The organism is Sphingosinicella sp. (genome assembly GCF_041916975.1).
GTDB lineage: Bacteria > Pseudomonadota > Alphaproteobacteria > Sphingomonadales > Sphingomonadaceae > Sphingosinicella.
This window is the reverse complement of record NZ_JAYRYK010000001.1, coordinates 3,114,376-3,140,780: the sequence shown is the minus strand read 5'-3', so window position 1 is coordinate 3,140,780 and position 26,405 is coordinate 3,114,376. Positions and strand designations below refer to the sequence as shown.

The following is a 26,405-nucleotide window of genomic DNA, read 5'->3' as shown; positions in this document are numbered from 1 at the left end:
CCGCCGAAAATGGCCCCTCTTCCCGTGTTGCTTTACTCGGCCGCGATAGCTTTCGCCTCGGCTTCGTCGTCCTCGCTGTTGCGCAGCTCGACGTTGAGGCCGAGCGAGCGCATTTCCTTGACGAGCACGTTGAAGCTTTCGGGGATGCCGGCCTCGAACGTGTCGTCACCCTTGACGATCGATTCGTAGACCTTGGTGCGGCCGGCGACGTCGTCCGACTTCACCGTCAGCATTTCCTGCAGCGTGTACGCAGCGCCGTAAGCCTGCAGCGCCCACACTTCCATCTCACCGAAGCGCTGACCGCCGAACTGCGCCTTGCCGCCCAGCGGCTGCTGGGTGACGAGGCTGTACGGCCCGATCGAACGCGCGTGGATCTTGTCGTCCACAAGGTGGTGCAGCTTCAGCATGTAGATGTAGCCGACGGTAACCTTGCGGTCGAACATCTCGCCCGTGCGGCCATCGTACAGCTCCACCTGACCCGACCGGTCGAGACCGGCTAGGCTCAGCATGTCCGCCACATCCGCTTCGCGGGCGCCGTCAAACACCGGCGTCGCCATCGGCACGCCCGCGGCGAGGTTGGAGGCAAGCTCCAGAAGCTCATCGTCGGACTGGCCGTCGATCTCCGCGTTATACTGCTGGCCGTAGATGGCCTTCAGCTTGTCGCGCAGGCCCTTGGCGTCGTCCTTGTCGAGACCCTGCGCCTTGACGTGGATATCCTCCAGCATGGCGCTGATCTGACGCCCGAGACCGCGCGCGGCCCAGCCGAGGTGGGTTTCGAAGATCTGACCGACGTTCATGCGCGAAGGCACGCCGAGCGGGTTCAGCACGATGTCCACATGCGTACCGTCGTCGAGGAACGGCATGTCCTCGATCGGCAGAATGCGGCTGATGACACCCTTGTTGCCGTGACGGCCGGCCATCTTGTCGCCCGGCTGCAGCTTGCGCTTCACCGCAACGAAGACCTTCACCATCTTCAGCACGCCCGGCAGCATCTCGTCGCCGCGCTGCAGCTTTTCGACCTTCTCGGCAAAGCGGCGGTCGAGGCTCTTCAATGCCTCTTCCCACTGCGCCTTCATCGCCTCGATGTCGGATTGGCGCTTGTCGTCCTCGACAGCGAATTTCCACCATTCGCGGCGCGGCTGCTCGTTCAGGATCGCGTCGTCGATAACGGCGCCCTTCTTGATGCCCTTCGGCGCTGCGGTGGTCGCCTGACCGAGCAGCACGTCCTTCAGACGCGCATAGGAGGCGCGATCGAGAATGGCGCGCTCGTCGTCGCGATCCTTCTCGAGCCGTTCGATCTCCTCGCGCTCGATCTGGAGCGCGCGCTCATCCTTGTCGATGCCGTGGCGGTTGAACACGCGCACCTCGACGACCGTTCCGGCAACGCCCGGCGGCAGCTTGAGCGAGGTGTCACGCACGTCGCTCGCCTTTTCACCGAAGATGGCGCGGAGCAGCTTTTCTTCCGGCGTCATCGGGCTTTCGCCCTTCGGCGTGATCTTGCCGACGAGAATATCGCCCGGCTCCACCTCGGCACCGATGTAGACGATACCCGCCTCGTCGAGGTTGCGGAGCGCTTCTTCGCCGACGTTCGGAATGTCGCGCGTGATGTCCTCCGGCCCGAGCTTCGTGTCGCGGGCCATCACCTCGAACTCTTCGATGTGGATCGAGGTGAAGACGTCGTCCTTCACGATCCGCTCGGAGATGAGGATGGAGTCTTCGTAGTTGTAGCCGTTCCACGGCATGAACGCGACGAGCACGTTCCGGCCGAGCGCGAGCTCACCGAGCTGCGTCGAGGGACCGTCGGCGATGATGTCGCCGCGGCGCACGACGTCGCCCACCTTCACCAGCGGACGCTGGTTGATGCAGGTGTTCTGGTTCGAACGCTGGAACTTGTGCAACGTGTAGATGTCGACGCCCGACTTGCCGGCGTCTTCCTCTTCCGTCGCGCGGATAACGATACGCGTGGCATCGACCTGGTCGATGATGCCCGTGCGCCGCGCAGCGATCGCAGCACCCGAATCGCGTGCCACCGTGCCTTCCATGCCGGTGCCGACGAACGGCGCCTCGGCACGAAGCAGCGGCACGGCCTGACGCTGCATGTTCGATCCCATAAGCGCGCGGTTGGCGTCGTCGTTCTCAAGGAACGGGATCAGCGATGCCGCGACCGACACGAGCTGCTTGGGGCTGACGTCCATCAGTGTGATATGGTCGCGCGGCGCGATCAGGAACTCGCCGGCCTCACGGGCCGAAACCAGTTCCTCCACAAAGCGGCGCTCACCATCAAGCTCGGCGTTCGCCTGCGCGATCGTGTGCTTCGCCTCTTCCATCGCCGACAGATAGATGACGTCGTTCGTCACCTTGCCGTCGATGACCTTGCGGTACGGCGTTTCGATGAAGCCATACTTGTTGACGCGGCTGAACGTCGCGAGGCTGTTGATGAGACCGATGTTCGGGCCTTCCGGCGTTTCGATCGGGCAGATACGGCCATAGTGCGTCGGGTGAACGTCGCGAACCTCGAAGCCCGCGCGCTCGCGGGTGAGACCGCCCGGCCCGAGCGCCGAAACGCGGCGCTTGTGCGTCACTTCGGAGAGCGGGTTCGTCTGGTCCATGAACTGCGAGAGCTGCGAGGAGCCGAAGAACTCACGCACCGCCGCCACAGCCGGCTTCGCATTGATGAGGTCGTTTGGCATCGTCGTTTCGATATCGACCGACGACATGCGCTCCTTCACGGCGCGCTCCATGCGGAGCAGGCCGACGCGGTACTGGTTCTCCAGCAGCTCGCCCACCGAACGCACGCGGCGGTTGCCGAGATTGTCGATGTCGTCGATGTCGCCCTTGCCGTCCTTCAGCTCCACGAGCGTCTTCACAACCGCAAGAATGTCTTCGTTGCGGAGCGTCGTCACCGTGTCCTCGGCATCGAGGTCGAGGCGCATGTTCATCTTCACGCGGCCCACGGCCGAGAGGTCGTAGCGCTCCGGATCGAAGAACAGGCCCGCGAACATGCCTTCCGCGGTCTCGCGCGTCGGCGGCTCGCCGGGGCGCATGACGCGGTAGATCTCGGCGAGCGCGTGGTCACGCTCTTCAACCTTGTCCGCCATCAGCGTGTTGCGCATCCAGGCGCCAATGTTGACATGGTCGATGTCGAGCAGATCGATGTCGCCGATCCCGGCGGCGTCGAGCTTGGCGAGGTTCTCTTCCGTCACCTCGTCACCGGCCTCGATGTAAATCTCGCCGGTCTTGTCGTTGACGAGGTCGAAGGCCGAATAGCGGCCGAAGATTTCCTCGGTCGGGATCAGCAGCTCCGTGAGGCCGTCGTTTTCCGCCTTCTTGGCGGCGCGCGGCGTGATCTTCTTGCCCTGCTCGAAGACGATCTCGCCAGACTTCGCGTCGACGATGTCGAACATCGGCTTGTTGCCGCGCCACTGATCGGCAAGGAACGGCACCTTCCAGCCACCCTCGGCGCGCTTGTAGGTCACGCGGCCGTAGAACTGATTGAGGATGTCCTCGCTGTTCATGCCGAGCGCATAGAGCAGCGTCGTCACCGGCAGCTTGCGCTTGCGGTCGATACGGACGTTCACGATGTCCTTGGCGTCGAACTCGAAGTCCAGCCACGAGCCGCGATACGGGATGACGCGCGCGGCGAACAGGAACTTGCCCGAGCTGTGCGTCTTGCCGCGGTCGTGATCGAAGAACACGCCCGGCGAACGGTGCATCTGCGAAACGATAACGCGCTCGGTGCCGTTCACGATGAACGTGCCGTTCTCGGTCATGAGCGGCATGTCGCCCATGTAGACGTCCTGCTCCTTGATATCGAGGACAGAGCGGCTTTCCGTATCGGGATCGATTTCGAACACGATGAGACGCAGCGTCACACGCATCGGCGCTGCATAGGTCATGCCGCGCTGGCGGCACTCATCGGTGTCGTACTTGGGCGCTTCAAGCTCGTAGTTGACGAAATCCAGCTCGGCGGTACCGGCGAAGTCGCGGATCGGGAACACCGACCGCAGCGTCTTTTCAAGGCCCGAGACATAGCCGCGCGACGGATCGGAGCGCAGGAACTGCTCATACGATTCGCGCTGCACCTCGATGAGGTTCGGCATCTGCACGACTTCGGCGATATGCCCGAAGACCTTGCGGATACGCTTTTTACCGGTGAAGGATTTCGCCTGGGTGGCCATGCTGTTTGTCGCCCTTGCTCTTCAAATGTCGTCAGACGCTGACGCGAAAAAAGCCGCAGGCTCTCCCGTATCCGGGAGAACCGCAGCTTTTCGCATCAAGCCGCAGCCGATCCATTCGTGCGATGCGCTGCGCGAAGACGCATCATTTCCCGAAAGGCTGTGGAAGGAAGCGGGATATAGGAGCCGCAGGCGGCGCTGTCAAACCCCTGTCGCAAGAGTCCCTTTCGGTCCGCGCCTCGCTCCCCTAACAGATACGGCATCGTTGAGGGGGAGACCACGACCGCATGAGCGCTCCGAAGGCTACAGACAGCCGTAACCGCCTGAAATCCATTATCGGCGGCGCCACCGGCAACCTCGTCGAATGGTACGACTGGTATGTCTATGCCGCCTTCGCGCTCTATTTCGCACCGCATTTCTTTCCCGAAGGCGACCGCACCGCGCAGCTTATGAACAGCGCCGCCGTCTTCGCCGTCGGCTTCCTGATGCGGCCGATCGGCGCGTGGATCATGGGCATCTATGCCGACCGGCACGGGCGCAAGGCGGGACTCACCGTCTCCGTGACGCTGATGTGCGCGGGATCACTGCTCATCGCGGTGACGCCCGACTACGAAGCGATCGGCGTGTTCGCCCCCGTACTTCTCGTCCTCGCCCGCATGATGCAGGGGCTTTCGGTGGGCGGCGAATACGGCGCGAGCGCCACCTACCTTTCCGAGATGGCGGGCCGCGACCGGCGCGGCTTCTTTTCCAGCTTCCAGTACGTGACGCTGATTTCCGGGCAATTGCTCGCGATCTGCGTGCTTCTGGTGCTGCAGGCCGTGATGCCGGAGGCCGCGCTCGATGAATGGGGCTGGCGCATCCCCTTCGCGATCGGCGGCGTGCTGGCAATCGTGGTGTTCTACATCCGGCGCGGCCTTGCCGAGACCGAGAGCTTCACGAACGCCAAGAAGGAAGGCATCGCCGTTTCCGGCCTCGCCGAGCTGTTCCTGCGCCATCCGCGCGAGGCGGCGGTGGTGATGCTGCTCACCGCCGGCGGTACGCTCGCTTTCTATGCCTACTCGATTTACATGCAGAAGTTCCTGGTCAACACGTCCGGTTTCAGCCGGGAAGTCGCTTCGCAGATCAACGCCGGCACACTGTTCGTCTTCATGCTGCTGCAGCCGCTCGCGGGCGCGCTATCGGACCGGATCGGGCGCAAGCCACTGATGGTCGGCTTCGGCATCGCGGGGGTGCTCTTTACCTATCCGATCTTCTCGGCGCTGGAGACGGCACAAAGCCCGTTCATCGCCTTCGTGCTCGTGCTCGGCGCGCTCATCATCGTCACCGGCTACACCTCGATCAACGCCGTCGTGAAGGCGGAGCTGTTCCCGGCGCACGTCCGCGCCCTCGGCGTTGCCCTGCCCTATGCGCTCGCCAACACGATCTTCGGCGGCACCGCCGAATATGTCGCGCTTTGGTTCAAGGCGGAGGGCATGGAACAGGGCTTCTACTGGTATGTGACCGTGATGATCGGCATTTCGCTGATCGTGTACCTTCGGATGCGCGACACGCGCACGCACAGCCGCATTCTGGAAGACTGAGGCCTCAGGCGGTGGTCCAGCCGGATCGGCGGCCCGCGGCGACGATCTCCCAGACCGCCATGAACAGTGCCGCGATGACAGGCCCGATGACGATTCCGTTCAGCCCGAACAGCTCGATACCGCCGAGCGTGGACACGAGCACGATATAGTCGGGCATCCGTGCATCACGGCCGACGAGGATCGGGCGGAGGATGTTGTCGATGAGCCCGATGACGAAGAAGCCGCAGAACACGAGTACGACCCCCTGCCAGATCGCGCCGCTGACGAGCAGGTAGATGGCGACGGGCACCCACACGAGCCCCGTGCCCACCGCCGGCAGCAGCGACAGGAAGCCCATCAGCACGCCCCATAGCAGCGCGCCGTGGATGCCGAGGCTCCAGAACACGACGCCGCCGACCGCGCCCTGCAGGATGGCGACGACGATGCTGCCCTTCACCGTTGCGCGGATCACCGTGACGAACTTGGCGATGAGCGCGTTGCGCTGCGCCGGGTGCAGCGGGATCGAGCCGCGCAGCTTCTCGACGAGCGCATCGCCGTCGCGCAGGAAAAAGAAGATGAGGTACAGCATCACGCCGAGCCCGACGAGGAAACCGAACGTGCGCTGCCCGATCAGCACGGTCTGCGCCGCGAGCACCTGGAAGCTGTCGGCGATGCCGTCCGCGATCTTTTCGCGGATCGCACTGATGTTGCCGAGCCCGACGCGGCGCAGCATGGAAATCGCCCAGTCCGGCAGCAGCGTCTGCACCTGCCGGAAATAGCCGCCAACGTCGATCTCTCCGCCCTCGATGCGCGCATAGATGGCGGTCGCCTCCTGCAACAGGAAGATGCCGAGCGTGATGGCGGGCAGGATCACCATCGCAACGATCACGAGCAGCGTAAGGAGCGCGGCGAGGTTCGGGTGCCCCGAAAACTTCGCAAGCAGCCGCCGGTTCAGCGGCTCGAACAGGATCGCGGCAATCAGCGCCCACAGGATCGCGCCGAAGAACGGCAGCAACACCCACGCAAACGCCAACGAGACGACAACGATAAGCGCGAGAAAGGTTCTGTCTTCGATCTTCCGCATAAACGCCGCCCGGTCCCTCGCCTCGTACCATACATCAAACGCACGGCTTTGGAATCAGCCGCTTATGCGCGCATGAAAAAAGGGCGGCTCCTTTCGGAACCGCCCCTTCGTTCGTAAAGCCGTGAAGCTTACTTGATCTCGACGGTCGCGCCGGCTTCTTCAAGCTGCTTCTTGATCTTCTCGGCTTCTTCCTTGTTCACGCCTTCCTTCACCGGCTTCGGAGCGCCTTCGACGAGCGCCTTGGCTTCGCCGAGGCCGAGGTTGGTGATGGCGCGGACTTCCTTGATGACGTTGATCTTCTTGCCACCGTCGCCGGTGAGGATCACGTCGAACTCGGTCTTCTCTTCCGCGGCCGGGCCGGCGTCGCCGCCGCCACCCGGAGCAGCCGCAACCGCGACAGCCGCGGCGGCCGAAACGCCCCACTTCTCTTCGAGGAGCTTCGCGAGGTCCGCGGCTTCGAGAACGGTGAGAGCGGAAAGGTCGTCAACAATCTTCTGAAGGTCTGCCATTTTAAGTCTCCATGCGGGCCAATCGATCGGCCCAATGTTTCAATATTGGTCGTAAGAGCCTGTCCGGACTGGCTTACGCGGCGTCCTTGGCCGCATAAGCACCCATGACACGCGCAAGCTGCGCGGCAGGCGCCTGGACGATCTGAACAACCTTGGTCGCCGGCGCATTCACGAGGCCGATGATCTTGGCGCGCAGTTCGTCAAGCGACGGCAGCGATGCCAGTTGCTTGATGCCATTCGCATCGAGGATGGTATCCCCCATGGCGCCGCCGACGATTTCCAACTTCTCGTTGGTCTTCGCGAAATCGACGGCTGCCTTGGCAGCGGCAACGGGATCACTCGACGTTGCCAGCGCCGTCGGGCCGACCAGCATGTCGCTGATCGCCGTGTACGGCGTACCTTCCAGTGCGATCCGGGCGAGCTTGTTCTTCGCGACTTTATAGCCCGCGCCCGCCTCGCGCATCTTTCCGCGGAGAGCCGTCACCTGGGCGACGGTAAGGCCGTGGTTGCGCGTAATGACGACAACCCCGGTCTCCGAGAAGACGCGGTTGAGCGATGCGACGAGCGCCTTTTTTTCAGCGCGATCCATGCTTCACTCCTGGTTTGTCTTTCCGGCGATTGCTCGCCTTTCAGACGGTTGAGCCGAAATCCCGGACCATTCCGGGGGTCTCGGCCCGTCCGCGGGGTCGTCGTCTGCGTGCGGGCATGGAGCCCTTGGGCAGACCCGGTTCGCCATCGCACGGCTGCAACCGGTAAAACTTGTCCCCGTCTCATGCAGGCTGGCGTTTTGAGTTTCCTTGTCAGAAACGCCTGCAATCTCGGACGGTATCTTGGGGCAGCCCGTTTCCGGCCCGCCCCGCGATGCTGTTTAGGCAGCCGCGCCTGCGGTTGCCGTATCGATCTTCACGCCGGGCCCCATCGTGGAGCTGATGGCGATCTTGCGAACATACTTGCCCTTGGCGCCCGACGGCTTCGCCTTGACGATGGCGTCGACGAAGGCGTCAAAGTTCGCCCGCAGGGCCGCGTCGTCGAAGCTCGCCTTGCCGATGCCGCTGTGGATGATGCCGGCCTTTTCGACGCGGAACTCCACCTGGCCGCCCTTTGCCGCTTCCACGGCTTCGGCGACGTTCGGCGTGACGGTGCCGAGCTTCGGGTTCGGCATCAGGCCCTTGGGACCAAGCACCTTACCGAGGCGTCCGACGATGCCCATCATGTCGGGCGTCGCGATGACGCGGTCGAAATCGCTGCGGCCACCCTGGATCTCTTCCATGAGGTCTTCGGCGCCCACGACCTCGGCGCCCGCCTTGCGAGCATCCTCGGCCTTGTCGCCGCGCGCGAACACCGCAACGCGGACGTCCTTGCCCGTGCCGCTCGGCAGACGGACAACACCGCGCACCATCTGGTCGGCATGGCGCGGATCGACGCCGAGGTTCAAAGCGACTTCGACGGTCTCGTCGAACTTGGAGCTTGCGAGGCTCTTCACGAGCGCGATGGCTTCATCGATGCCGTAGAGCTTCTCACGGTCGACCTTGCCGGCCAGCGCCTTGGCCTTCTTCGTCAGCTTGGCCATGTTCAGCCCTCCACCACTTCAAGACCCATCGAGCGCGCGGAGCCCTCGATGATCTTCATTGCCGCGTCGATGTCGTTTGCCGACAGATCGACCATCTTCGCCTGCGCGATCTCACGGACGGCGGAACGCTTGATCGTTCCGGCGCTCGCCTTGCCCGGCGTCTTGGAGCCGGACTTGAGGTTCGCGGCCTTCTTCAGAAGGAAGGTGGCGGGCGGCGTCTTCGTGACGAAGGAGAAGCTGCGGTCGGCGTAGACGGTGATCACCGTCGGCACCGGGGCACCCTTTTCCATTTCCTGCGTCTGGGCGTTGAATGCCTTGCAGAATTCCATGATGTTGACGCCGCGCTGACCGAGCGCCGGCCCGAGGGGCGGCGACGGGGTGGCGGCGGCAGCAGGCACCTGCAGCTTGATATAGCCGGTAATCTTCTTGGCCATTGGTCTCACTCTCTTTCAAGTTTAGCGGTCCAGACGGCCACCCGAAGGCAGCCTCCCGCAGGCAACGCCCCTCCCCTTAACGGCGAGGGGTAAAAAACTACTTCGTACGCTCGACCTGCTCGAAGTCGAGCTCGACAGGCGTCGCACGCCCGAAGATCGACACCGAGACCTTCACGCGGGCGCGATCGAAATCGATCTCTTCCACGAGGCCGTTGAAGCTCGCAAACGGACCATCGAGCACGCGCACTTCGTCGCCGATCTCGAAGTTCACCTTCATCTTCGCCTTCGGCGCCTCGATGTGGTGGCCCTTCGTCGACAGGATGCGCGCGGCTTCCGCCTCGCTGATCGGCGAGGGCTTGCCGCTCGCGCCGAGGAAACCCGTCACCTTCGGCGTGTTCTTCACGAGGTGGAACACGTCGTCGGTCATGTGCAGCTTCGCTAGCACGTAGCCGGGGAAATACTTCCGCTCCGCCTGCACCTTCTTGCCGCGGCGGACTTCCGTCACGGTTTCGGTCGGAACCTCGACCTGCTCGACGAGCGCTTCAAGGCCGAGCCGCTTCGCCTCGTCGAGGATCGAATCGCGGACCTTGTTCTCGAAGTTCGAGTAGGCGTGAATGATGTACCAGCGCGCGGCCATGCCCGTTTCGAACCTTCCCCGTTTACTTCGCGAAATCGAGCAGGAACTGGACGATTCGGCCCAGCACCTGATCGACGCCCAGGAAGAACAGCGACAGGATGGTGGTCATGATGAGCACCATGATCGTCGTCACGATCGTCTCGCGGCGCGTCGGCCAGGATACCTTTGCGGTCTCCTGACGCACCTGCCGCACGAACGTGCCCGGATTGGTCATCTTAGCCATCTAACGCGCTCAATTCCCAAACAAAAACAGCCGACCGGCCGCGCCCTTCTCTTCCGGGCGGCGCCGGTTGACTGGTGAACCTCTACTCGTTCCCGAGCCCCAAAACTGCTCGCCTATCGGAGACTGGCAGGAGTGGAGGGACTCGAACCCACGGCCCTCGGTTTTGGAGACCGATGCTCTACCAACTGAGCTACACTCCTAGAGCCCGGGAGCCGCGTCTATAGTCGGCGGCTTTCCTGCACGCAAGTCCTGTCGTTTGATGTGCATGCGGGGTTGATCCGGCAGGTGCGCTGCCCCAACAATGGAGGAACCGAAGGCAGCCGAAGGACGTTCTTCATCCCGTATCGCATGGGCATTGATTCTTCCGCTGAGACATTCACGGCCGGCACGCCAAGGCTGCCACCGCCGCCCCTGCCCGGGACCATCGAACGCCTGTCGATCTTCCTCGATTTCGACGGCACGCTCGTCGAGCTGGCGGCCGCCCCTCATGCGATCCGGCTCGCGCCCGGCCTTGTTCCCCTGCTGGAACACGCGGCCGCATGCCTGGAAGGTCGACTGGCTGTTGTAAGCGGCCGCGCGCTTGCCGATCTAGACCAGTTTCTTGTCACTCGGCGACTCACCCTCTCCGGCTCGCACGGCGGAGAACTCCGCCTCGCAGCCGCGGATGCGGAGGCGCCGCCGGGCTCTGCCTTTCCGAAACGGGCGCATCTGGAAGCGAGCGCCTTCGCGGCTGCTCACGGGCTGCTTCTGGAGACAAAACCTCTTGGTTTTGCCTTCCACTATCGGCAGGCGCCGGCCGCAGGTGCCGCCGTAGAGGCCTTCGCCCGGAGGCTGGGTGCACATTACGGATTACAGGTAAAGTCCGGCAAGATGGTCGCCGAGCTAATGCCGCCCGGCATCGACAAGGGCGGCATCGTCGCATCGCTGATGGCAACCCCCGGCTTCCAGAACTCCACACCAGTTTTCATCGGAGACGACGTGACGGATGAGGATGGTTTTCGCGCGGCGGTAGCGCACGGCGGTTTCGGCGTTCTCGTCGGCAGTCGCGCAGCAACTGCCGCGACCGCGCGGCTCGACGATGTGAATGCCGTTCACAAATGGTTGGAGGGACTGTGAGCAGCCTTGAACTCTGGCCTGTCGGCAATTGCCAGGTGAGCGGCCTCATCGATACGGCCGGGCGTCTTGTCTGGGGCTGCGTGCCGCGCGTGGACGGCGACCCCGCCTTTTGCGCGCTTCTCAACAACGATCCGGGCGGCGACACGAACGGCGCGTGGGCGATCTCACTAGAAGGTCAGGTCACGGCGCGGCAGCGCTATCGCCGCAATACGCCCATTTTGGTGACGCGGCTTGAGGATGAGGCCGGCGGCGCGGTCGATGTGATCGACTTCTGTCCCCGCTTCGAACGGTCCGGGCGTATGTACAGGCCCGTCGCCTGGGTGCGCGTCGTCCAGCCGGTGGCGGGATCGCCGCGCCTTCGCATTCACCTTGCCCCGATGCGCGGCTATGGCCGTGAGCTTGCGCCGAGTACCAACGGCACCAACCACATCCGCTACCTGCTCGGCGACCAGGCGCTGCGCCTGACGACCGATGCGCCGGTCGGCTACGTCCTCGACAGCCGCCCGTTCCGGCTGGAGCGCCCGCTGCACTTCTTCCTCGGTCCAGACGAGCCGTTCGGAGGCAACGTCGCCTACGAAGTGCGGGCAATGCTCGACCGCACCGAGACGTACTGGATGCACTGGGTGCGGGGCCTCGCGACGCCCCTCGAATGGCAGGATCACGTCATTCGTGCCGCGATCACGCTGAAACTCTGCCAGCACGAAGAGACTGGTGCGATCGTCGCTGCGCTCACCACCTCGATTCCCGAGGCCGCCGGCTCAGCGCGAAACTGGGACTACCGTTACTGCTGGATTCGAGACGCTTACTATACTGTGCAGGCGCTGAACCGGCTCGGTGCGCTCGACGTGCTCGAAAAATACCTCGCCTACCTCCGCAACATCGTGGATGCCGCGGACGGCGATATTCAGCCGCTCTACGGCGTCTCGGGTGAACGGACACTCGACGAGACCGTCGCGGGAAGCCTTGCGGGTTACCGCGGCATGGGGCCGGTGCGCGTGGGCAACGCCGCTTACACGCAGGTACAGCACGACGTTTACGGCCAGATCGTCCTGCCCAATATCCAGGCGTTCGTGGACCGGCGGCTGCTGAGAATGGGCAATATCGACGATTTCCACAGTCTGGAACACGTGGGGGAAATGGCATGGCTGCGCCATGATACGCCCGACGCGGGCCTGTGGGAGTTCCGCACGCGGACCGCCGTCCATACCTACAGCGCCGTGATGAGCTGGGCGGCATGCGACCGGCTGGAGAACGCGGCGCGCCTTTTCGGGCTTGAGGAGCGCGAGCGTCACTGGCGCAACCGCGCCGCCGCGATCCGCGAGACGATCGAGGCGCGCGCGTGGGCGGAACACGCCGGGCATTTCGGCGCCTCGTTCGGGAGCACCGAGCTCGACGCGAGCCTGCTTCAACTCGTGGATCTCCGATTCCTGCCCGCCGACGACCCGCGCATGTCCGCCACCTTCGCCGCGGCCGAAAAGGCGCTGCGCCGGGGCGAACACATGCTGCGCTACGACAGCGAGGACGACTTCGGAAAACCGGAAACGGCGTTCAATTTCTGCACCTTCTGGCTGATCGAGGCCCTCTGCCTGAGCGGCCGCGCTGACGAGGCGCGCAGCCTTTTCGAACGAATGCTGGAGCACACGACGGACGCGGGACTGCTGTCCGAAGACATGGATTTTGAGACCGGCGAGCTGTGGGGGAACTATCCACAAACCTATTCGCTGGTGGGCATCATCAACTGCGCAGGATTGCTGTCGAAACCGTGGAGTACCATCCGATGAACCGCCTGATCGTCATTTCGAACCGTGTGTCCGTACCCAAGGGCCCCGCTTCAAACGGCGCCCAGGGCGGTCTCGCGGTAGCGCTCGGCGCCGCGCTTCGGGAGCATCGGGGCATCTGGTTCGGCTGGTCGGGCAACGAAACCGAGACGTTTACCGGCCATCTCAACATGCAGAGGCAGCACGGCGTCACCACCGCGACGATCGATCTCGAATCGCAGGATCTTGACGAATATTACAACGGCTACGCCAATCGGACGCTTTGGCCGCTGTTCCACTACCGTGTCGATCTCACCGAGTACGAGCGTAGCTTTGGCGCAGGGTACGAGCGCGTGAACCAGCGCTTTGCGGATAGCGTGACGCCGCTCATCGAGCCGGACGACCTCGTATGGGTGCATGACTACCACTTGTTGCCGCTCGGCAAATTCCTGCGCGACCGCGGCATCGGCAACCGGATGGGACTGTTCCTCCACATCCCCTGGCCGCCGACGCGCCTGTTCGTCTCTCTGCCGTTCCACGAGCGACTGGTCGAACATATGCTCCATTATGACGTGATCGGCTTCCAATCGCAGGAATGGCTCGAATCCTTCAATCATTACGTCGAAAAGGAACTCGGCGGCACGGTTGCGAACGATGGCACGATCGAATGGGACGGCCGCCGTGTCATTGCACGCGCGTTCCCGATCGGCATCGACTATGCAGAGTTCAAGGCAGCGGCGAAGAGCGACATCGCCGAACGTGCCTTCGCACGCCTCAAATCGAGCGCTGACGGCAAGAAGGTCATCATCGGCGTTGATCGGCTGGATTATTCGAAGGGCCTCGTCGAACGCTTCGAGTCCTACCACCGCTTTCTCACGGAACACCCCGAAGCGGCGAAAGACGTCGTGCTGCTGCAGATCGCGCCACCCTCACGCGAAGACGTGCACACCTATCAGGATATTCGCAATGCGCTCGAACGCTCGGCCGGGCACATCAATGGCGCCCATGCCGATATCGACTGGGTACCAATCCGCTATGTGAACCAGGGCTATTCGCGTGCCGAGCTGGCCGGGTTCTACCGCGCAGCGCGCGTCGGGCTCGTCACGCCGCTGCGCGATGGGATGAACCTTGTTGCAAAAGAATATGTCGCCGCACAGGATCCCGAGGACCCGGGCGTCCTCATTCTCTCGCGCTTCGCCGGCGCTGCGTTGCAACTTACAGATGCCTTGCTCGTCAATCCGCACAGCAGCGAAGAGGTTGGCGACGCAATCAACACCGCCCTCGCCATGCCACGCGAAGAGCGTGTCCGCCGTTGGAGAAGCATGATGCAAAGCGTGCGCGGCGAGGACGTCATTGCCTGGCGCGACGACTTCGTGACGGCACTGAAAGGTCCACCGGCGAACGCAAACCCGCACAAGGCTGCGGCATAGAAAAAGGCCGGAGACTTTCGTCTCCGGCCTCTCATTTCAAACGCAAGATGCTCAGGCAGCTTCGCGCTTGCCTTCGATCACCTGCGGGCCGTTCTGGCCGCCGATAACCACCTTGCGCGGCTTCTTCTCTTCCGGAATCTCGCGAACGAGATCGATGTTGAGAAGGCCGTGCTCGTAGTTCGCGCCGGTCACCTTGATAACGTCGGCGAGCTGGAAGCGGCGCTCGAAAGCGCGCTTGGCGATGCCGCGATGCAGGAACTGACGATCGCCGGTCTCCGTCTCGACCGTCTTGCCGGTCACGGTCAGTGTATTTTCCTGAACGGTGATGTCGAGTTCGCTCTCCGCGAAGCCCGCCACCGCCATCTGGATGCGGTAGGCGCTCTCGCCGGTCTTTTCGATGTTATACGGGGGGTATCCGCCGCCTTCGTCGCCGCGCGCGGCAAATTCCGCGAGCCGGCTGAGGTTTTCGAAGCCGATCGACGAGCGAAGCAGCGGGGTCAGATCGAATGTACGCATGTCCATATCCTTTCAATTCAAAGCAATATGCGGTCTTTCAGCCCACCATATGGCTGGGCCTTGCCGGACGCTCGGACCCCATGTCGGGCATCCCGTCGCCGGCGCTGATGAGGTGGTTGTTAACCCCTTTTGTTTCAAGATGTCCGTTGACCCGGGAACGACAAGGCGCGATTCACTCGCGGCAACGATGATGAACGAACACACGCCGATCACAGCGAAGCTGGTGGCCGCCCTTTATACGGAGGCGATGCTGCTTGCCGACGAGGCACGCAGCTACTTCGATTCTGAGGGCCAGCTGGAGCGCGCCGCGCTCGATCCTGTGCTGCGCGTCGCCTACTCGTGCGAATCGCTGCGCGTGACGACGCGGCTGATGCATGTCGTTTCGTGGCTGCTCGTCCGTAAGGCCGTGTCGGCAGGCGAGATGACCGAGGCCGAGGGCGAAGCGCCCGAACGCCGCCTCGGCCGCGCCGGCGATACTGAGCTCGATTCCACGCGCCTCGGCCAGCTTCCCCCGCGTGCGCGCGAGATCATCGAGGCGAGCCGCGACCTGTATGAGCGCGTGAAGCGCCTCGACGACCAGTTCGCGACCGAAGTGCCGCTATCCCCGGCGCGCGCGCTGCTCGGGCGGTTGGAGCGTTCCTTCTAAAGCCTTGCGTGCCCGGCAGGGGCTTGCCACTGTCACGCCATGAGCCTTCAGCCGTTTCATCTGGCCTTTCCCGTCGATGACCTTGCCGCCGCCCGCCGCTTCTATGGTGAGCTGATAGGCTGCCCCGAGGGGCGCTCCTCGGAGACCTGGGTCGATTTCGACTTCTTCGGTCACCAGATCGTCGCACACCGCGCCCCGGCGGGCAGCATCCACAGGAACCCGGTGGACGGCGACCAGGTGCCCGTGCCGCATTTCGGTATCGTGCTGGGCTGGGATGCCTTTCATGCGCTTGCGGATCGCCTCCGTGCCGCAGACGTGCGCTTCGAGATCGAGCCTCATGTTCGCTTCGCGGGCGAGGTCGGCGAGCAGGCGACGATGTTCCTCTTCGATCCGAGCGGCAACGCGCTCGAATTCAAGGCGATGCGCACGCCCCAAAACCTTTTCGCGAAGGACTGAGCATGGCGACAAACGGCAACGAGCGCAGTCCGAACATCGCGCTCCTCATCGACGCCGATCAGGGCGGGCAGAAGTATCTGGACGCGGTGCTGACCGTGCTCGCCGAGCTCGGCACGGTGAACATCCGCCGCGCCTACGGCAACTGGTCCAAGCCCGAACTCGGCACGTGGGAGCCGGTGTTCCACGCTTATGCGATCATGCCGATGCAGCAGTTCGATATCGCCAAGCGCAAGAACGCCACCGACATGGCGATGGCGATCGATGCGATGGACCTGCTCTATTCTGGCCGCGTCGATGGCTTCGGCCTGATGTCGTCGGACAGCGATTTCATGCCGCTCGCCATGCGCATCCGGCAGAACGGCCTGCCCGTCTACGGCTTCGGCCGTGCCAGTACGCCCGAATCCTTCCGGCAGGCGTGCACGCGCTTCATTGATGTCGATGCGCTGATGCCGGTCGCGGACAAGGCGCCGAAGGGCGAGGTCGACGACCAGCTCATCGACCTGCTGATCGATGCCTACAACGCCGTGAAGCGCGACGAACAGGGCTACGCCCGCCTCGCCGAGGTCGGCAAGATCGCGGGCAACCGGTCCTCCTTCGACGTACGCAACTACGGCTTCAAGCGGCTTTCGGAGCTGGTCGAGGCGGTGCCGAACTTCGTGACCGAGCGCCGCGAGGGCGGCACCGTTTTCATGAAGCGCGTGCGCTGATCAGCGCGACGTGACCGCATAGAGCGCTACGGCAGCCGCGTTCGAGACGTTGAGGCTCTCGACGCGGTCCGAGATCGGCAGCTTCGCAAGCACGTCGCAGTGCGCACCGACGTTCTGGCGCATCCCGGGGCCTTCAGCTCCGAGCACGAGCACGATCGGCATGTCGGCGAGCGCATCGGCAAGCGCCTTGTCGGCATCGCCGGTGAGCCCGATGCGCCAGTAGCCTGCCTTCGCCAGCTCCTCGAGTGCCCGCGACAGGTTCGTCACGCGCACCCACGGCACAACTTCCAGCGCGCCGGATGCGGCCTTCGCGAGAGCGCCGGATTCGGGCGGCGCATGACGGTCCTGCGTCACCACCGCCGCCGCGCCGAACGCCGCCGCCGAGCGCAATATGGCGCCGACATTGTGCGGGTCAGTCACCTGATCCAGTACGAGAATCGGCCCGTCGAGCCCGATCACGTCCTCAATATGAAGATCGTCGAGCGGCTCGACTTCCAGCACAAGGCCCTGATGCGGCGCATCGGCCGGCACGAGGCGCGCGAGGTCCGCAGCCTGCCCGATCTCCACGGGAAGGCCTTCAGGCAGGTGGAACTTCTGCGCGATGTCGCTCGTCACCCATAGCTTGCGGGGGATGCGGTCCGGGTTGCCGAGCGCCGCCTCGACCGCGTGCTTTCCATAGAGGCGCGGATACTTGAATGCGCCGCCGCCCTTTGCCTTGCCGGATTTGCCCCGTCTGCCCATTGCCGTCTTCCCGTTCCGCCGCGACGCTGCACGCGTCCTTGCGGCTCCTTAGCCCGCGCGTCTCCCCGCTCCAACCCTCTGTTCGGTATCGGCGGATTACGGTATGAACGGCGCGTCAACTGGATGGGGGCTTCCATGGCAACACTGGCACCGCGGCGCCCGGCAGCCCTTGCCGACCGCTGGTTCTTCACATCGACGGCGCTGCTGATGCTTGTGCTGGTCTTCATCGGCTTTGCGCCAAGCTACTATCTTTCGGGGATCATGGGGCCGCCGCCGGGGCTGAAACCCGCGACGACGCTTGTTCATGTCCACGCCTTCCTGTTTTCAGGCTGGATGCTGCTGTTCGTGCTGCAGACTCAGCTCGTGGCGTGGCGACGCACCGATCTGCACCGCGCGCTCGGCACGATCGGCTTCGTGATGCTGCCGGCGATGATCGTGATCGCGACCGTCTCGGCCCTCTACGGCGTCCACCGCGAATCCGGCCCGCCGATGATCCCGCCGCTCACCTTCCTTGCTGTGCCGCTGCTCGACATTCCGGTGTTCGCGCTGCTGATCGGCGGGGCGCTCGCCAACCGCCGCACGCCGCTGACGCACAAGCGGCTGATGTTCATCGCGATGATCGGCATGATGAGCCCGGCAATCGGGCGGATGCCCCTGCCCCCGCCCTTCGTGGGCCCTGTGGCGATCTTCGCCCTGCCGGACCTGTTCCTACTCGCGCTCATGCTCTTCGACCTGATGACCCTGGGCCGCGTCCACCGTGCGACCGTCTGGGGCGGGCTGCTGCTCGTCGGCTCGCAGATTCTGCGCGTTCTCATCTGGGAAACGGAGGGCTGGCTCGCGTTCGCGCGCTGGGCTTCGGGGCTCGTTGCGTGAAGCTGCACATCACGCGTTGACATCGCCGCGGCCTTTCGCCATCTAGCCCGCCTTGCCGCGCCCGGCTCCACTGCCGGGCCGCCCGCCCTGTGGAGGGGTGGCCGAGTGGTTAAAGGCAGCAGACTGTAAATCTGCCCGCATAGCGTACGCTGGTTCGAATCCAGCCCCCTCCACCATCACACTGTTCGGCGCACGAGGGACGCAGCACGCCGTTCAAGGTGTATCGGCATGTCTCTTCCAGGCCTCCACGGCCTGTTGCCGGGTGTGGACATGCAGCTTGTGATAGATTCGCTTCAGGTGATGCCGGACCGTCTCGTATGAGAGGTTGAGATGCCGGGCGGCGACCTTTGTGGGATGCCCGAGGCACAGTTCGGCCATCACCTCCTGCTCGCGCGGGCTGAGGAGCCTGGCGATGCCGCGATCCGCGTCGTGGGCGATGCGCGCAGAAAAGTGGTGCAGGATTTCGTCCGCCGCCCCCGACCGCTCATCCCGCGATATCTCCTGAAGTACGGCCTGAACGTCTTCATCGGCGTCGAGGAAGAGGCGCACCGCGCCGGTGCCTTCCACCTGCTTCATGGCCTGACGTATGGCAGCATCGGCCTTGCCGCGATGCCCGCAAGCCAGCGCGGCAGCCGCTGCATCGAGAAGCCCGCCGGCGCCCATCAGAAGACGCCCGCTTTGCAAAGCGCGAATGGCAAATTCGTGCGCGAGATTATAGGCGCGCTCGGCGTCGCCCGCGTGCAGCCAGTGGCGAGAAAACAGCCGAACCAGCGCCTCTGTTTCGAGCCACGGGCGAACGAACCACGTGCGATGCTGATCGAGCACGGCATCGAGCTTCGCGGACCGGATCAACTGCTCGCACCCGCTCTTGTCCCCAGCCGCCAACCGCAGTTCAGCACCGACCGCCGGCGCGATGACGGACATATGCGGCAAGGCTTCCTCAAGCGCGTAGTGGTAGTCGTCGTCGAGATCCGACAGCGCCTGATCGACCTCGTCGGTAAGAAACAGGCAGCGCGCCCGCGTGCAGATCGCATACACCTGCGTGCTGAGCAGCGAATACGCCATCTGCCTCGGCACGGCATCGAAATGCGCCAGCGCCACATCGGGCATGTTCTGTTCGAAAAAGCTCTGGCCGAGAATTGCGGTACAGTGCCGTCTCATGAAAGTGTTGCGCATCTCTCCGGTGTCCGCAAGGCGTTCCAGAACGACGCGCGAGTAGTGCTCCGCATCGCGCGAGTGGCCTTTGGTGGCGGCGATGAAAGACAGGTGATTGGTGATCCACACGGTGTTGGGCGCATAGTGCTCGGTCTCGAACAGGGACTGCAATTCCTGCGTCCGCCGTTCAGCGAGGCTCACCGATCCATAGTCGCACGACAGAATCTGCTCTGCGGGCAAGTGGATGCCAAGATAGCGCGGTTCCTCATATCGCAGTGCAAGGGCTTTTTCCCGGAGCTTCGCAAGTTCGGCCCAAGGTGCGCTCAGCACGGCGTAGCGTGTTTCGGAGCAATTGCGGATTGCCCTTATCAGATCCGTCGTGAACCGGAACATCTCGCCGGCGGAATCCCCGTGCGTGATACCGCAGAGATAATCCAGCCGCTCGAAATCACCGAGCCAGTCCGAAGACGTACCCTCCATCGCCTGCTGTATCACCCGCAGCTGCCGCAGCTTTGGCCGAGCCGTCACGACACTCGCCGGAAGCGTGGCAAGAAAGGCTCCGGCCGCAGCGATGCCTTCGCTGATCACGAGAAGTGCGCCGCCCGCCTCCTCGAGAATGTTCGCTGTCAAATCATTCTGGCCCGAAAGACTCGCGTGGTGAACGGCCTTGTGCAGATCGCTCAGCGCAGCAAAATGTTTCGCGGCTCTTCCGTGCAGCGCATTGGGCGCATCCGGCATCCTCACGGCAAGTTCCTGACGCAGAAAATCCCTGAACAGCGGATGCAGCCGCAGGGATAGCGGCTCTTCGGCAATCGTGGCGACGATCGGGCTGAGATTGAGCGCCGTGCGCAGGAGCCTTTCCGAGACATCGCTTTGCGTAACGGCGCGCGCGGAAGCTCCATCGACATCCGAAAGGATCGATATCTGCAGCAGGAATGCCTGCAGCCCCTCTTCCTGCCGCGCCAGTACCTGCTCGGCAATGTAGTTGAAGATGCTAACCCGGTGCTGGCCGGCCGTGGGTGGGAGACCCGTCTTCTGCAGCGCCTGCCCTTCAAGACGGAGGAGCTGCAGGATGACAGGCCAGCCATCGCACTGTTCCAGCAACTCGCCATACTGATCCGCATCCCCCATGTCGGCCATGAGGCACTTCGTTTCCGCCGAGTTGAACTGCAGCTCGTTCGCCTTCACCAGCCGCGTTCGTGCATCGACGAGCAGCTTGGAGAGGCTGATTTTCGGAAGCTCGCGGGTCGCCACGAACAGCTTGCAGTTCGAGGGCAACATGCGAATGAAGAATTCAAGGAAGCTGTCCGTCTCGTCCGAACTCGCGCACTCATACTCGTCTATGAATATCGAGACGGGGCCGCATTCGGAAAGCGACGATACGATATCACTGAGGCCGAATTCCGACATGGACGGAAACATGCCCGCACGCTGGAAACTTGCCGCGATATCAACAAGAAACGCTGCGGGCTGGACATGATCGACCGTGCAGTTGAGCCATGCGGACCGGAAGCCCAGAAGCTCCAGCTCGTCCCTGATCTGCACGAGGAGCGTCGTTTTCCCATATCCGGCAGGTGCCGTGATGATCGTGGAGCCTGCCGCGGCCGGGGCGCCCGTCAGCGCAAGATCGATCAGCCGCCGTCTGTCGACCGCATCCGAAGCGGTTCCGAGCGGCAGGAACTTCATGCGGCCGCGCTCTTTACGGAACAGAGGGCCCGGAACAGGCTGCGGATCGGCATTCCTCCTCCCTTCATGGCAATCGCGAAGCCGCCCGTTTGATCGGCCGCATCACGATGCTCGACGTGATGCTCCTCACGCTCGGCAGTTTGAGCAATGTATCCATCGTGAGCTGCGCCATGTCTGCCATGTCGCGGACCACCGCCCGGATCAGTATGTCGTGGTTTCCGGTGAGCGCAACGCATTCGACGATCCTGTCGTCGCGGGCGATCCTGTCGAAGAACATCTTGGCGTCGGTTTCGATGCGCTGATCGAGATCGATCATGATGTAGAGCGAAATGCTCGGCCCAAGCGCTGCCTGATCGATGACGGCGACATAGGCGCTGATGATCCCCGCCTCTTCGAGAGCGCGCGTGCGACGCAGGCACGTGGATGGAGACATACCGACGCGCGCTGCAAGGTCGATGTTGCTGAGCCGGGCGTTCCGCTGCAGCTCTCGCAGAATTTTCCGGTCACCAGCGTCGAGTGTTATGGCCATTGTCGTCATTTCTGACACAGATTTGATCCATATTATCCGAAAAATAGGAAAAATATGGCATGTCTGGTGGGACTCTTCAATCCACACCTCTTAATCTCGCTGAAACAACGGGATGAGGACTTCGCACCACCATGACGCACGATCGAACGCCTTGCCTTGAGATCACGGCGGAGGCCCTCGACCGCGATCCGTATCCGACCTTCCGGGCGCTGCAAGAGTCGTCGTCCGTGGGCTGGGTACCGGAGCTGGGCATGTGGCTCGTCGCCGGTTACCGCGAGGTGGAAGCTATCCTCCGCAACTCCGACGATTTCGTAACGGGAACCCCGGATTCGCTGATTTTCGACACGTTCGGCGAACACATGCTGACCACGGAAGGCGCGCAGCACGAGCGGTTCAAATCGCGTTTCCGCGGAGCCTTCAGCCCGGCCCGCATACGCGCGTCCATGGAGCAGAAGACGGAGGCCTGTTCGCGGCTGCTTCTCGACGGGATCGTGGGCGGTGGCAAGGCCGAGTTCCGCAAAGCCTATGCCGGCCGGCTGCCCGTGCTCTCGATCCTTTCGCTGTTCGACATTCCACTTGAAGAGGAGCCGAAACTGCGCCTCTGGTACGACGGTTTCGAACAGGCGCTTTCGAATTTCGCGCGGCGCGAGGAGGTTCGGGGGCGGGCGCACGGATACGTCGGCGAATTCCACGCCCTTATCCAGCACCACATCGCGCGGGTACGGGCGGCGCCCGACGACAGCCTGCTCAGCCAGGTCGTCAACGACCGGAGCGATGACCGGCTGGACGATGCGGAGATCTGCAGGAACGCGTCCATCGTCTTCTTCGGCGGTATTTCGACAGTGGAAGCGGTCGTTCTGAATTGCCTTTACGCGCTCTGCACGCACCCCGATGCGCTTTCCAAAGTGCGTCGGAATCCGGATCTCATCCCGCAGGCCATCGAGGAGACGCTGCGCTGGCTTTCGCCGGTGCAATCCGCCACGCGCCACGTCGCACGGGATTTCTCGCTGGGCGAATCCACCTTTCGCGCCGGCGACATCGTCAACTGTATGCTCGGCGCGGCCAATCACGACCCACGCGTGTTCGATGAGCCCGCGGCATTCCGGCTGGAGCGGACGAACGTGCGGAAACACTTGGGCTTCGCACTCGGCCCGCATTTCTGCCTGGGATCGAACCTTGCGCGTCTCGAAGCCATCACCGCCATTCGGCATATCCTCGAACGTTGCCCCGATCTCGGCCTTTCGGCTGATCACCCGGCGGACGTTCGCGGCTTCGAATTCCGGCAGCCGGCAGCACTGCATCTCGAATGGCGGGTATAGCCGCTTTCGCATCAGCCTTCACAAACGTATGCTTCGAAGCGCCGCACCGCTCGCCAGATCAACGAGGGCGCGCGCCGCCGCGAGATCCTGAACGATGTGGCCCAGGGAGCGATACAGCGTGATATCGTCATCACACCTTCTCCCCGCCGCGCGGCCCGAATAAACGTCGCCGATCTCGGCAACGATGTGCGCGTCGGTGATCGTGTCGTTGCGAAGCAGCGAACGGAATTCGCCGGCTTCAGCAAGAACGGATGCGCGGCTATCGGCGATATAACGCGCGCGAAGAACCAGATCGGCATCGATTTCCGCCGCATCACTTCCGGCAAAGCCCACGGCATTGATGTGGGTGCCGGGCGCGATCCAGCGGCCATGGAGGATGGGCTCGACCGCTGCCGTCGTCGTACAGACGATATCCACGCCAGCAACAGCACGGGCGACATCAGGACCGGGCGCGCACGGAACAGCGCACGCCGCAGCGATGCGGTCAGCAAAGCGCGCGCAGCGTTCCGGATCACGGCCCCACACGCGGATGCTCTCGATCGGGCGCACGGCAAGGATCGCGTGGATATGCGTTTCGGCCTGCTCACCGTATCCCAGCACGGCGAGCGTCCGAGCACCCGGCCGGGCAAGCGCGTCGGTTGCGGCGGCGCTCGCTGAAGCCGTCCTGATCGCAGTGAGCACTGCGGCATCGATGAGACTGGAGAGGCTGCCGTCCACGGGGTCGAACAGCGCGACAAGGCCGAGGTGCGAGGGTTTGCCATGCCGGACGTTCCCGGGAAACAGACTGATCAGCTTGGCACCGAACACGTCGCCTTCGCCAAGGCTTCCCGCCATCGCGCCAAACATGTTGCCGCGCGCGAGATCGAGAAAGGTTCGCGGAACACCGGGCGCACGACCTTCGGAGAACGCTACCATGGCATCCCGCATCGCCGTGATACAGGCTTCGTAGGAGAGATGCTCCCACACATCGCCCGCGCCGAAAATGCGCACGTCCCGCCCCTCATGCATGGTCAGGGAGCCTTCTGCATCCGGTGGAAAACGCATGGTGCCTCCGCCGCAGTTGCAGCGAAGGCACCATGATCGAAACAAGAAATCAGAACTTGTAAGAGCCCTGAACACCGAACTGACGCCTCGGGCTCGGAATGCGTGAATGCACTCCGTCTCCGAAGGAATTGGCAAGCGCCTGTGTCGGATAGCGTGCGTTCGTCAGGTTATCCACGTAGGCGCCGATCGAGAACCCGCTGCGTTCGACGAACAGACGCGCATTGATGAGGTTCTTCGCGGGCGTGCGCAGCGTGTTGGCAGCATCCCACATGATCGAGCCGCGCCGCACGAAGCTGCCGTTGAAGCGAACGTCGAAATCGTCCGCCAGCGGGATCACATAGTCCATGCTGAGGCTCGCCGTGTACGCGGGGCTCTGCGGCGCGCGATTGTCCTTGTAGAGCGCAGGCGCGGCGTCGCTGAACCGTTTGATCGTCGCATCCGAAAGACCGAAGCCGGCGTTGATGGTGAGCTGGGATGTCGGGCGGGCAGCCAGCTCAACTTCAAGACCGGAAATATCCACCTTGCCGATGTTCACGACATTCTGCGACGGCGGGCTTACAGTGATGAAGAAGAACTGCTGGTTGTCGAACTTGATGTGGAATGCCGAAGCCGAGAACGTGAGACGGCGATCCAGGAAATCGCCCTTCATGCCGATCTCGAAGCTGTCGGAGGTTTCCTTGCTGAATTGGCGATCGGCGCCGGCAGCAAAGAAGGCGTTGAAGCCGCCTGAGCGGAAGCCGCGCCCGTAGCTCGCGAAGACGTTGAGATCGTCGTCGATCTTGTACTTCAGCTGCAGCTTCGGCTGAAGAGCCTCGAACGTATCGCCCGCCTCGGAGGCCGCACCGATCGCCGTATCCACGGACCGGCGCTTGTCGCGGTCGTAGCGCATACCAAGCGTCAGTTCGAGGTCATCGGAAACGTCGGCGCTCACCGAACCGAACGCCGCGATCGACTTGCTCGTGCCCGCATCGAAGCTCTGGATAGCGAAGCTGCCGTTCGATTGGCCCGTGCCGTCATCGAAGGGAATGAGCAGGAAGTTATCGGTGTCGCGCTTCTGATAGTAGAGGCCGACGAGCCACCGCAGCCAACCTTCGCCTTGCGAAGACAGCCGCAGCTCCTGCGTGAATGCCTTCACGGTGAGATCGAGATCCTGAAGCACGATCGGTGCCGGCGAGAAGTCCGCGTCGCCGAATAAATGCGCGTCGCTGCGGCTGTAGCCGGTGATCCATGTGAGCATCGCAGCGCCGAAATCATAATCGGCCTTGAACGAGAGGTCGTAGATTTCGCGCTTGTCATACGTCAGCACGTTGCGGTTCAGCAGCGACGCGCCGTAGTCGTCGAAATTGGCATTGCTCACCATCTCGAGCGTCGGCGCGCCTGCGCGCTGGTGCAGATAATTGCCCCTGAGATTAATCTCCAGCCGATCGGTCGGCGTGAAGATCAGACCGGCTTTCACGAGGTAGTTTTCATCGTAGTCCGCCTTGCGGTCGCCGTCGCGCGCGGTCTGGTCGCGCAGCTGCCCCTCGTAGTCGCGCATCGAAGCGGCGAGCCGGAACAACAGCTTGTCCTTGACGAGCGGGCCCGAAATCGCGCCGCCCACGCGGATGTCGTTGCCGCTGGCGTAGGAGGCGCGAACCATGCCTTCGAGCTCGTTGGTCGGGCGCCGCGTCGTGATGTTGAGCGCGCCGCCGATGGCGTTGCGGCCATAGAGCGAGCCCTGCGGACCGCGCAGCACTTCGATCTGCTCGATATCCAGCAGTTCCTGATTGACGAAGGTGGGGTGCGAAACCTGCACACCGTCTATCACCACGGCGACAGGAGCCTCTCCCCCCTGCGCCGTTGGAATGCCGCGTATCGTCATCTGCATTTCCGCCGGTCTGAACGTCGGCGTGAAAAACATGTTGGGCGTGAGATTGGCGAAGTCCGTGACGTCGTTGATGCCGGCGTTCTCGATGGTCTGCGCCGTAAAGACGGTGACGGCGTCGGGAACCTCAATCTGGCTTTCCGCCCGCTTGCGCGCCGTAATAACAATTTCGCCCTGTTCGGGCTCGGCGGCCACGGCCGGTGCGGCAGCGACAAGCAGGCCGGCCACCGAAACGGCAGCCAGAATCCGCGTTCGAACGGTATCCATCATATTCCCCCTATTTATGTGCAACCGATACTTGCGAACGAGTATCCGTAAACATAGTCGGGGCGAACGGCGGGTGGTCCAAGTCAAATGTTGGGTGATCCCCCATAG

General features: G+C 63.3%; 23 protein-coding genes and 2 tRNA genes. 10 read left to right on the top strand and 15 right to left on the bottom strand.

Translation table 11 applies throughout. From position 1 onward, the window contains the following. Positions 1-32 precede the first annotated feature (32 nt). Positions 33-4,178: a DNA-directed RNA polymerase subunit beta gene (rpoB, locus tag ACE3TJ_RS14960; RefSeq protein WP_374597503.1), complete on the bottom strand. Its 4,146-nt coding sequence runs from the start codon at positions 4,176-4,178 to the stop codon at positions 33-35. A gap of 284 nt (positions 4,179-4,462) precedes the next feature. On the opposite strand from rpoB, the gene ACE3TJ_RS14955 reads away from it, so the two are divergent. Next, positions 4,463-5,755: an MFS transporter gene (locus ACE3TJ_RS14955; protein WP_374597501.1), complete on the top strand. Its 1,293-nt coding sequence runs from the start codon at positions 4,463-4,465 to the stop codon at positions 5,753-5,755. Positions 5,756-5,759: 4 nt separating this feature from the next. Here ACE3TJ_RS14955 and ACE3TJ_RS14950 read toward each other — a convergent pair whose 3' ends face one another. The 8 genes from ACE3TJ_RS14950 to ACE3TJ_RS14915 form a co-directional block, all read right to left on the bottom strand. Beyond that, complete coding sequence (locus ACE3TJ_RS14950; protein ID WP_374597499.1) at positions 5,760-6,818, bottom strand: AI-2E family transporter; 1,059 nt, start codon at positions 6,816-6,818, stop codon at positions 5,760-5,762. Between the two features lie 128 nt (positions 6,819-6,946). Continuing rightward, a complete protein-coding gene (rplL, locus tag ACE3TJ_RS14945) occupies positions 6,947-7,327 on the bottom strand; it encodes a 50S ribosomal protein L7/L12 (RefSeq protein WP_374597497.1) in 381 nt (126 codons plus the stop codon). Between the two features lie 73 nt (positions 7,328-7,400). Next, the gene (rplJ, locus tag ACE3TJ_RS14940; protein ID WP_374597495.1) at positions 7,401-7,916 is read right to left on the bottom strand and encodes a 50S ribosomal protein L10; all 516 of its coding nucleotides are present in this window, start codon (positions 7,914-7,916) and stop codon (positions 7,401-7,403) included. A 279-nt stretch (positions 7,917-8,195) separates the two neighbouring features. Continuing rightward, positions 8,196-8,897, bottom strand: a complete 702-nt coding sequence (gene rplA / locus ACE3TJ_RS14935) for a 50S ribosomal protein L1 (protein WP_374597494.1) — start codon at positions 8,895-8,897, stop codon at positions 8,196-8,198. A 2-nt stretch (positions 8,898-8,899) separates the two neighbouring features. Continuing rightward, positions 8,900-9,331 (bottom strand): 50S ribosomal protein L11, encoded by a 432-nt coding sequence (rplK, locus tag ACE3TJ_RS14930; RefSeq protein ID WP_121047503.1) that lies wholly within the window; start codon positions 9,329-9,331, stop codon positions 8,900-8,902. Between the two features lie 97 nt (positions 9,332-9,428). Further along, positions 9,429-9,968: a transcription termination/antitermination protein NusG gene (gene nusG / locus ACE3TJ_RS14925; protein ID WP_121047502.1), complete on the bottom strand. Its 540-nt coding sequence runs from the start codon at positions 9,966-9,968 to the stop codon at positions 9,429-9,431. A 22-nt stretch (positions 9,969-9,990) separates the two neighbouring features. Continuing rightward, positions 9,991-10,191 (bottom strand): preprotein translocase subunit SecE, encoded by a 201-nt coding sequence (gene secE, locus ACE3TJ_RS14920; protein WP_121047501.1) that lies wholly within the window; start codon positions 10,189-10,191, stop codon positions 9,991-9,993. 124 nt (positions 10,192-10,315) lie between these two features. Further along, positions 10,316-10,391: transfer RNA gene (locus ACE3TJ_RS14915), tRNA-Trp, on the bottom strand. Positions 10,392-10,464: 73 nt separating this feature from the next. Between ACE3TJ_RS14915 and otsB the strand changes: the two genes are divergently transcribed. The 3 genes from otsB to otsA are packed head-to-tail and all read left to right on the top strand — an operon-like array spanning position 10,465 to position 14,494. After that, a complete protein-coding gene (gene otsB / locus ACE3TJ_RS14910) occupies positions 10,465-11,307 on the top strand; it encodes a trehalose-phosphatase (protein WP_374597491.1) in 843 nt (280 codons plus the stop codon). Further along, a complete protein-coding gene (locus ACE3TJ_RS14905) occupies positions 11,289-13,088 on the top strand; it encodes a glycoside hydrolase family 15 protein (RefSeq protein ID WP_374597488.1) in 1,800 nt (599 codons plus the stop codon). The genes otsB and ACE3TJ_RS14905 overlap by 19 nt, the downstream gene beginning before the upstream one ends. Then, entirely contained in the window at positions 13,085-14,494 is a 1,410-nt protein-coding gene (gene otsA / locus ACE3TJ_RS14900; RefSeq protein ID WP_374597486.1) for an alpha,alpha-trehalose-phosphate synthase (UDP-forming), read from the top strand. Before ACE3TJ_RS14905 ends, otsA begins: the two co-directional genes overlap by 4 nt. Before the next feature lie 51 nt (positions 14,495-14,545). Here the strand turns inward: otsA and ACE3TJ_RS14895 are convergent, their stop codons facing one another. Beyond that, on the bottom strand, positions 14,546-15,010 hold the full coding sequence (locus tag ACE3TJ_RS14895; protein ID WP_374597484.1) for an Hsp20 family protein: 465 nt from the start codon (positions 15,008-15,010) through the stop codon (positions 14,546-14,548). 190 nt (positions 15,011-15,200) lie between these two features. Here ACE3TJ_RS14895 and ACE3TJ_RS14890 point away from each other — a divergent pair, with 190 nt between their 5' ends. The 3 genes from ACE3TJ_RS14890 to ACE3TJ_RS14880 are packed head-to-tail and all read left to right on the top strand — an operon-like array spanning position 15,201 to position 16,819. Continuing rightward, positions 15,201-15,656: a DUF1465 family protein gene (locus ACE3TJ_RS14890; protein WP_374597482.1), complete on the top strand. Its 456-nt coding sequence runs from the start codon at positions 15,201-15,203 to the stop codon at positions 15,654-15,656. A gap of 39 nt (positions 15,657-15,695) precedes the next feature. Beyond that, positions 15,696-16,112 carry a VOC family protein gene (locus ACE3TJ_RS14885; protein ID WP_374597480.1) on the top strand — a complete coding sequence of 139 codons (417 nt, stop codon included), beginning with the start codon at positions 15,696-15,698 and terminating at the stop codon, positions 16,110-16,112. A gap of 2 nt (positions 16,113-16,114) precedes the next feature. Further along, entirely contained in the window at positions 16,115-16,819 is a 705-nt protein-coding gene (locus ACE3TJ_RS14880; RefSeq protein ID WP_374597479.1) for an NYN domain-containing protein, read from the top strand. Here ACE3TJ_RS14880 and rlmB read toward each other — a convergent pair whose 3' ends face one another. After that, the gene (rlmB, locus tag ACE3TJ_RS14875) at positions 16,820-17,560 is read right to left on the bottom strand and encodes a 23S rRNA (guanosine(2251)-2'-O)-methyltransferase RlmB (protein WP_374597477.1); all 741 of its coding nucleotides are present in this window, start codon (positions 17,558-17,560) and stop codon (positions 16,820-16,822) included. It abuts the gene before it with no gap. Between the two features lie 135 nt (positions 17,561-17,695). Between rlmB and ACE3TJ_RS14870 the strand changes: the two genes are divergently transcribed. Beyond that, a complete protein-coding gene (locus ACE3TJ_RS14870; RefSeq protein ID WP_374597475.1) occupies positions 17,696-18,433 on the top strand; it encodes a hypothetical protein in 738 nt (245 codons plus the stop codon). A gap of 91 nt (positions 18,434-18,524) precedes the next feature. After that, positions 18,525-18,609: transfer RNA gene (locus ACE3TJ_RS14865), tRNA-Tyr, on the top strand. 37 nt (positions 18,610-18,646) lie between these two features. Here the strand turns inward: ACE3TJ_RS14865 and ACE3TJ_RS14860 are convergent. Then, positions 18,647-21,274 (bottom strand): LuxR C-terminal-related transcriptional regulator, encoded by a 2,628-nt coding sequence (locus tag ACE3TJ_RS14860; protein ID WP_374597473.1) that lies wholly within the window; start codon positions 21,272-21,274, stop codon positions 18,647-18,649. 64 nt (positions 21,275-21,338) lie between these two features. Beyond that, positions 21,339-21,803, bottom strand: coding sequence for an Lrp/AsnC family transcriptional regulator (locus ACE3TJ_RS14855; protein WP_374597471.1), 465 nt, complete (start codon positions 21,801-21,803; stop codon positions 21,339-21,341). A 131-nt stretch (positions 21,804-21,934) separates the two neighbouring features. On the opposite strand from ACE3TJ_RS14855, the gene ACE3TJ_RS14850 reads away from it, so the two are divergent. After that, complete coding sequence (locus ACE3TJ_RS14850) at positions 21,935-23,122, top strand: cytochrome P450 (RefSeq protein ID WP_374597469.1); 1,188 nt, start codon at positions 21,935-21,937, stop codon at positions 23,120-23,122. A gap of 18 nt (positions 23,123-23,140) precedes the next feature. On the opposite strand, the gene ACE3TJ_RS14845 is transcribed toward ACE3TJ_RS14850, so the two are convergent. Together ACE3TJ_RS14845 and ACE3TJ_RS14840 are read right to left on the bottom strand one after the other, a co-directional pair. Then, the gene (locus ACE3TJ_RS14845) at positions 23,141-24,112 is read right to left on the bottom strand and encodes an ornithine cyclodeaminase family protein (RefSeq protein WP_374597467.1); all 972 of its coding nucleotides are present in this window, start codon (positions 24,110-24,112) and stop codon (positions 23,141-23,143) included. A 103-nt stretch (positions 24,113-24,215) separates the two neighbouring features. Next, complete coding sequence (locus ACE3TJ_RS14840) at positions 24,216-26,297, bottom strand: TonB-dependent receptor (protein ID WP_374597465.1); 2,082 nt, start codon at positions 26,295-26,297, stop codon at positions 24,216-24,218. Positions 26,298-26,405: the final 108 nt, after the last annotated feature.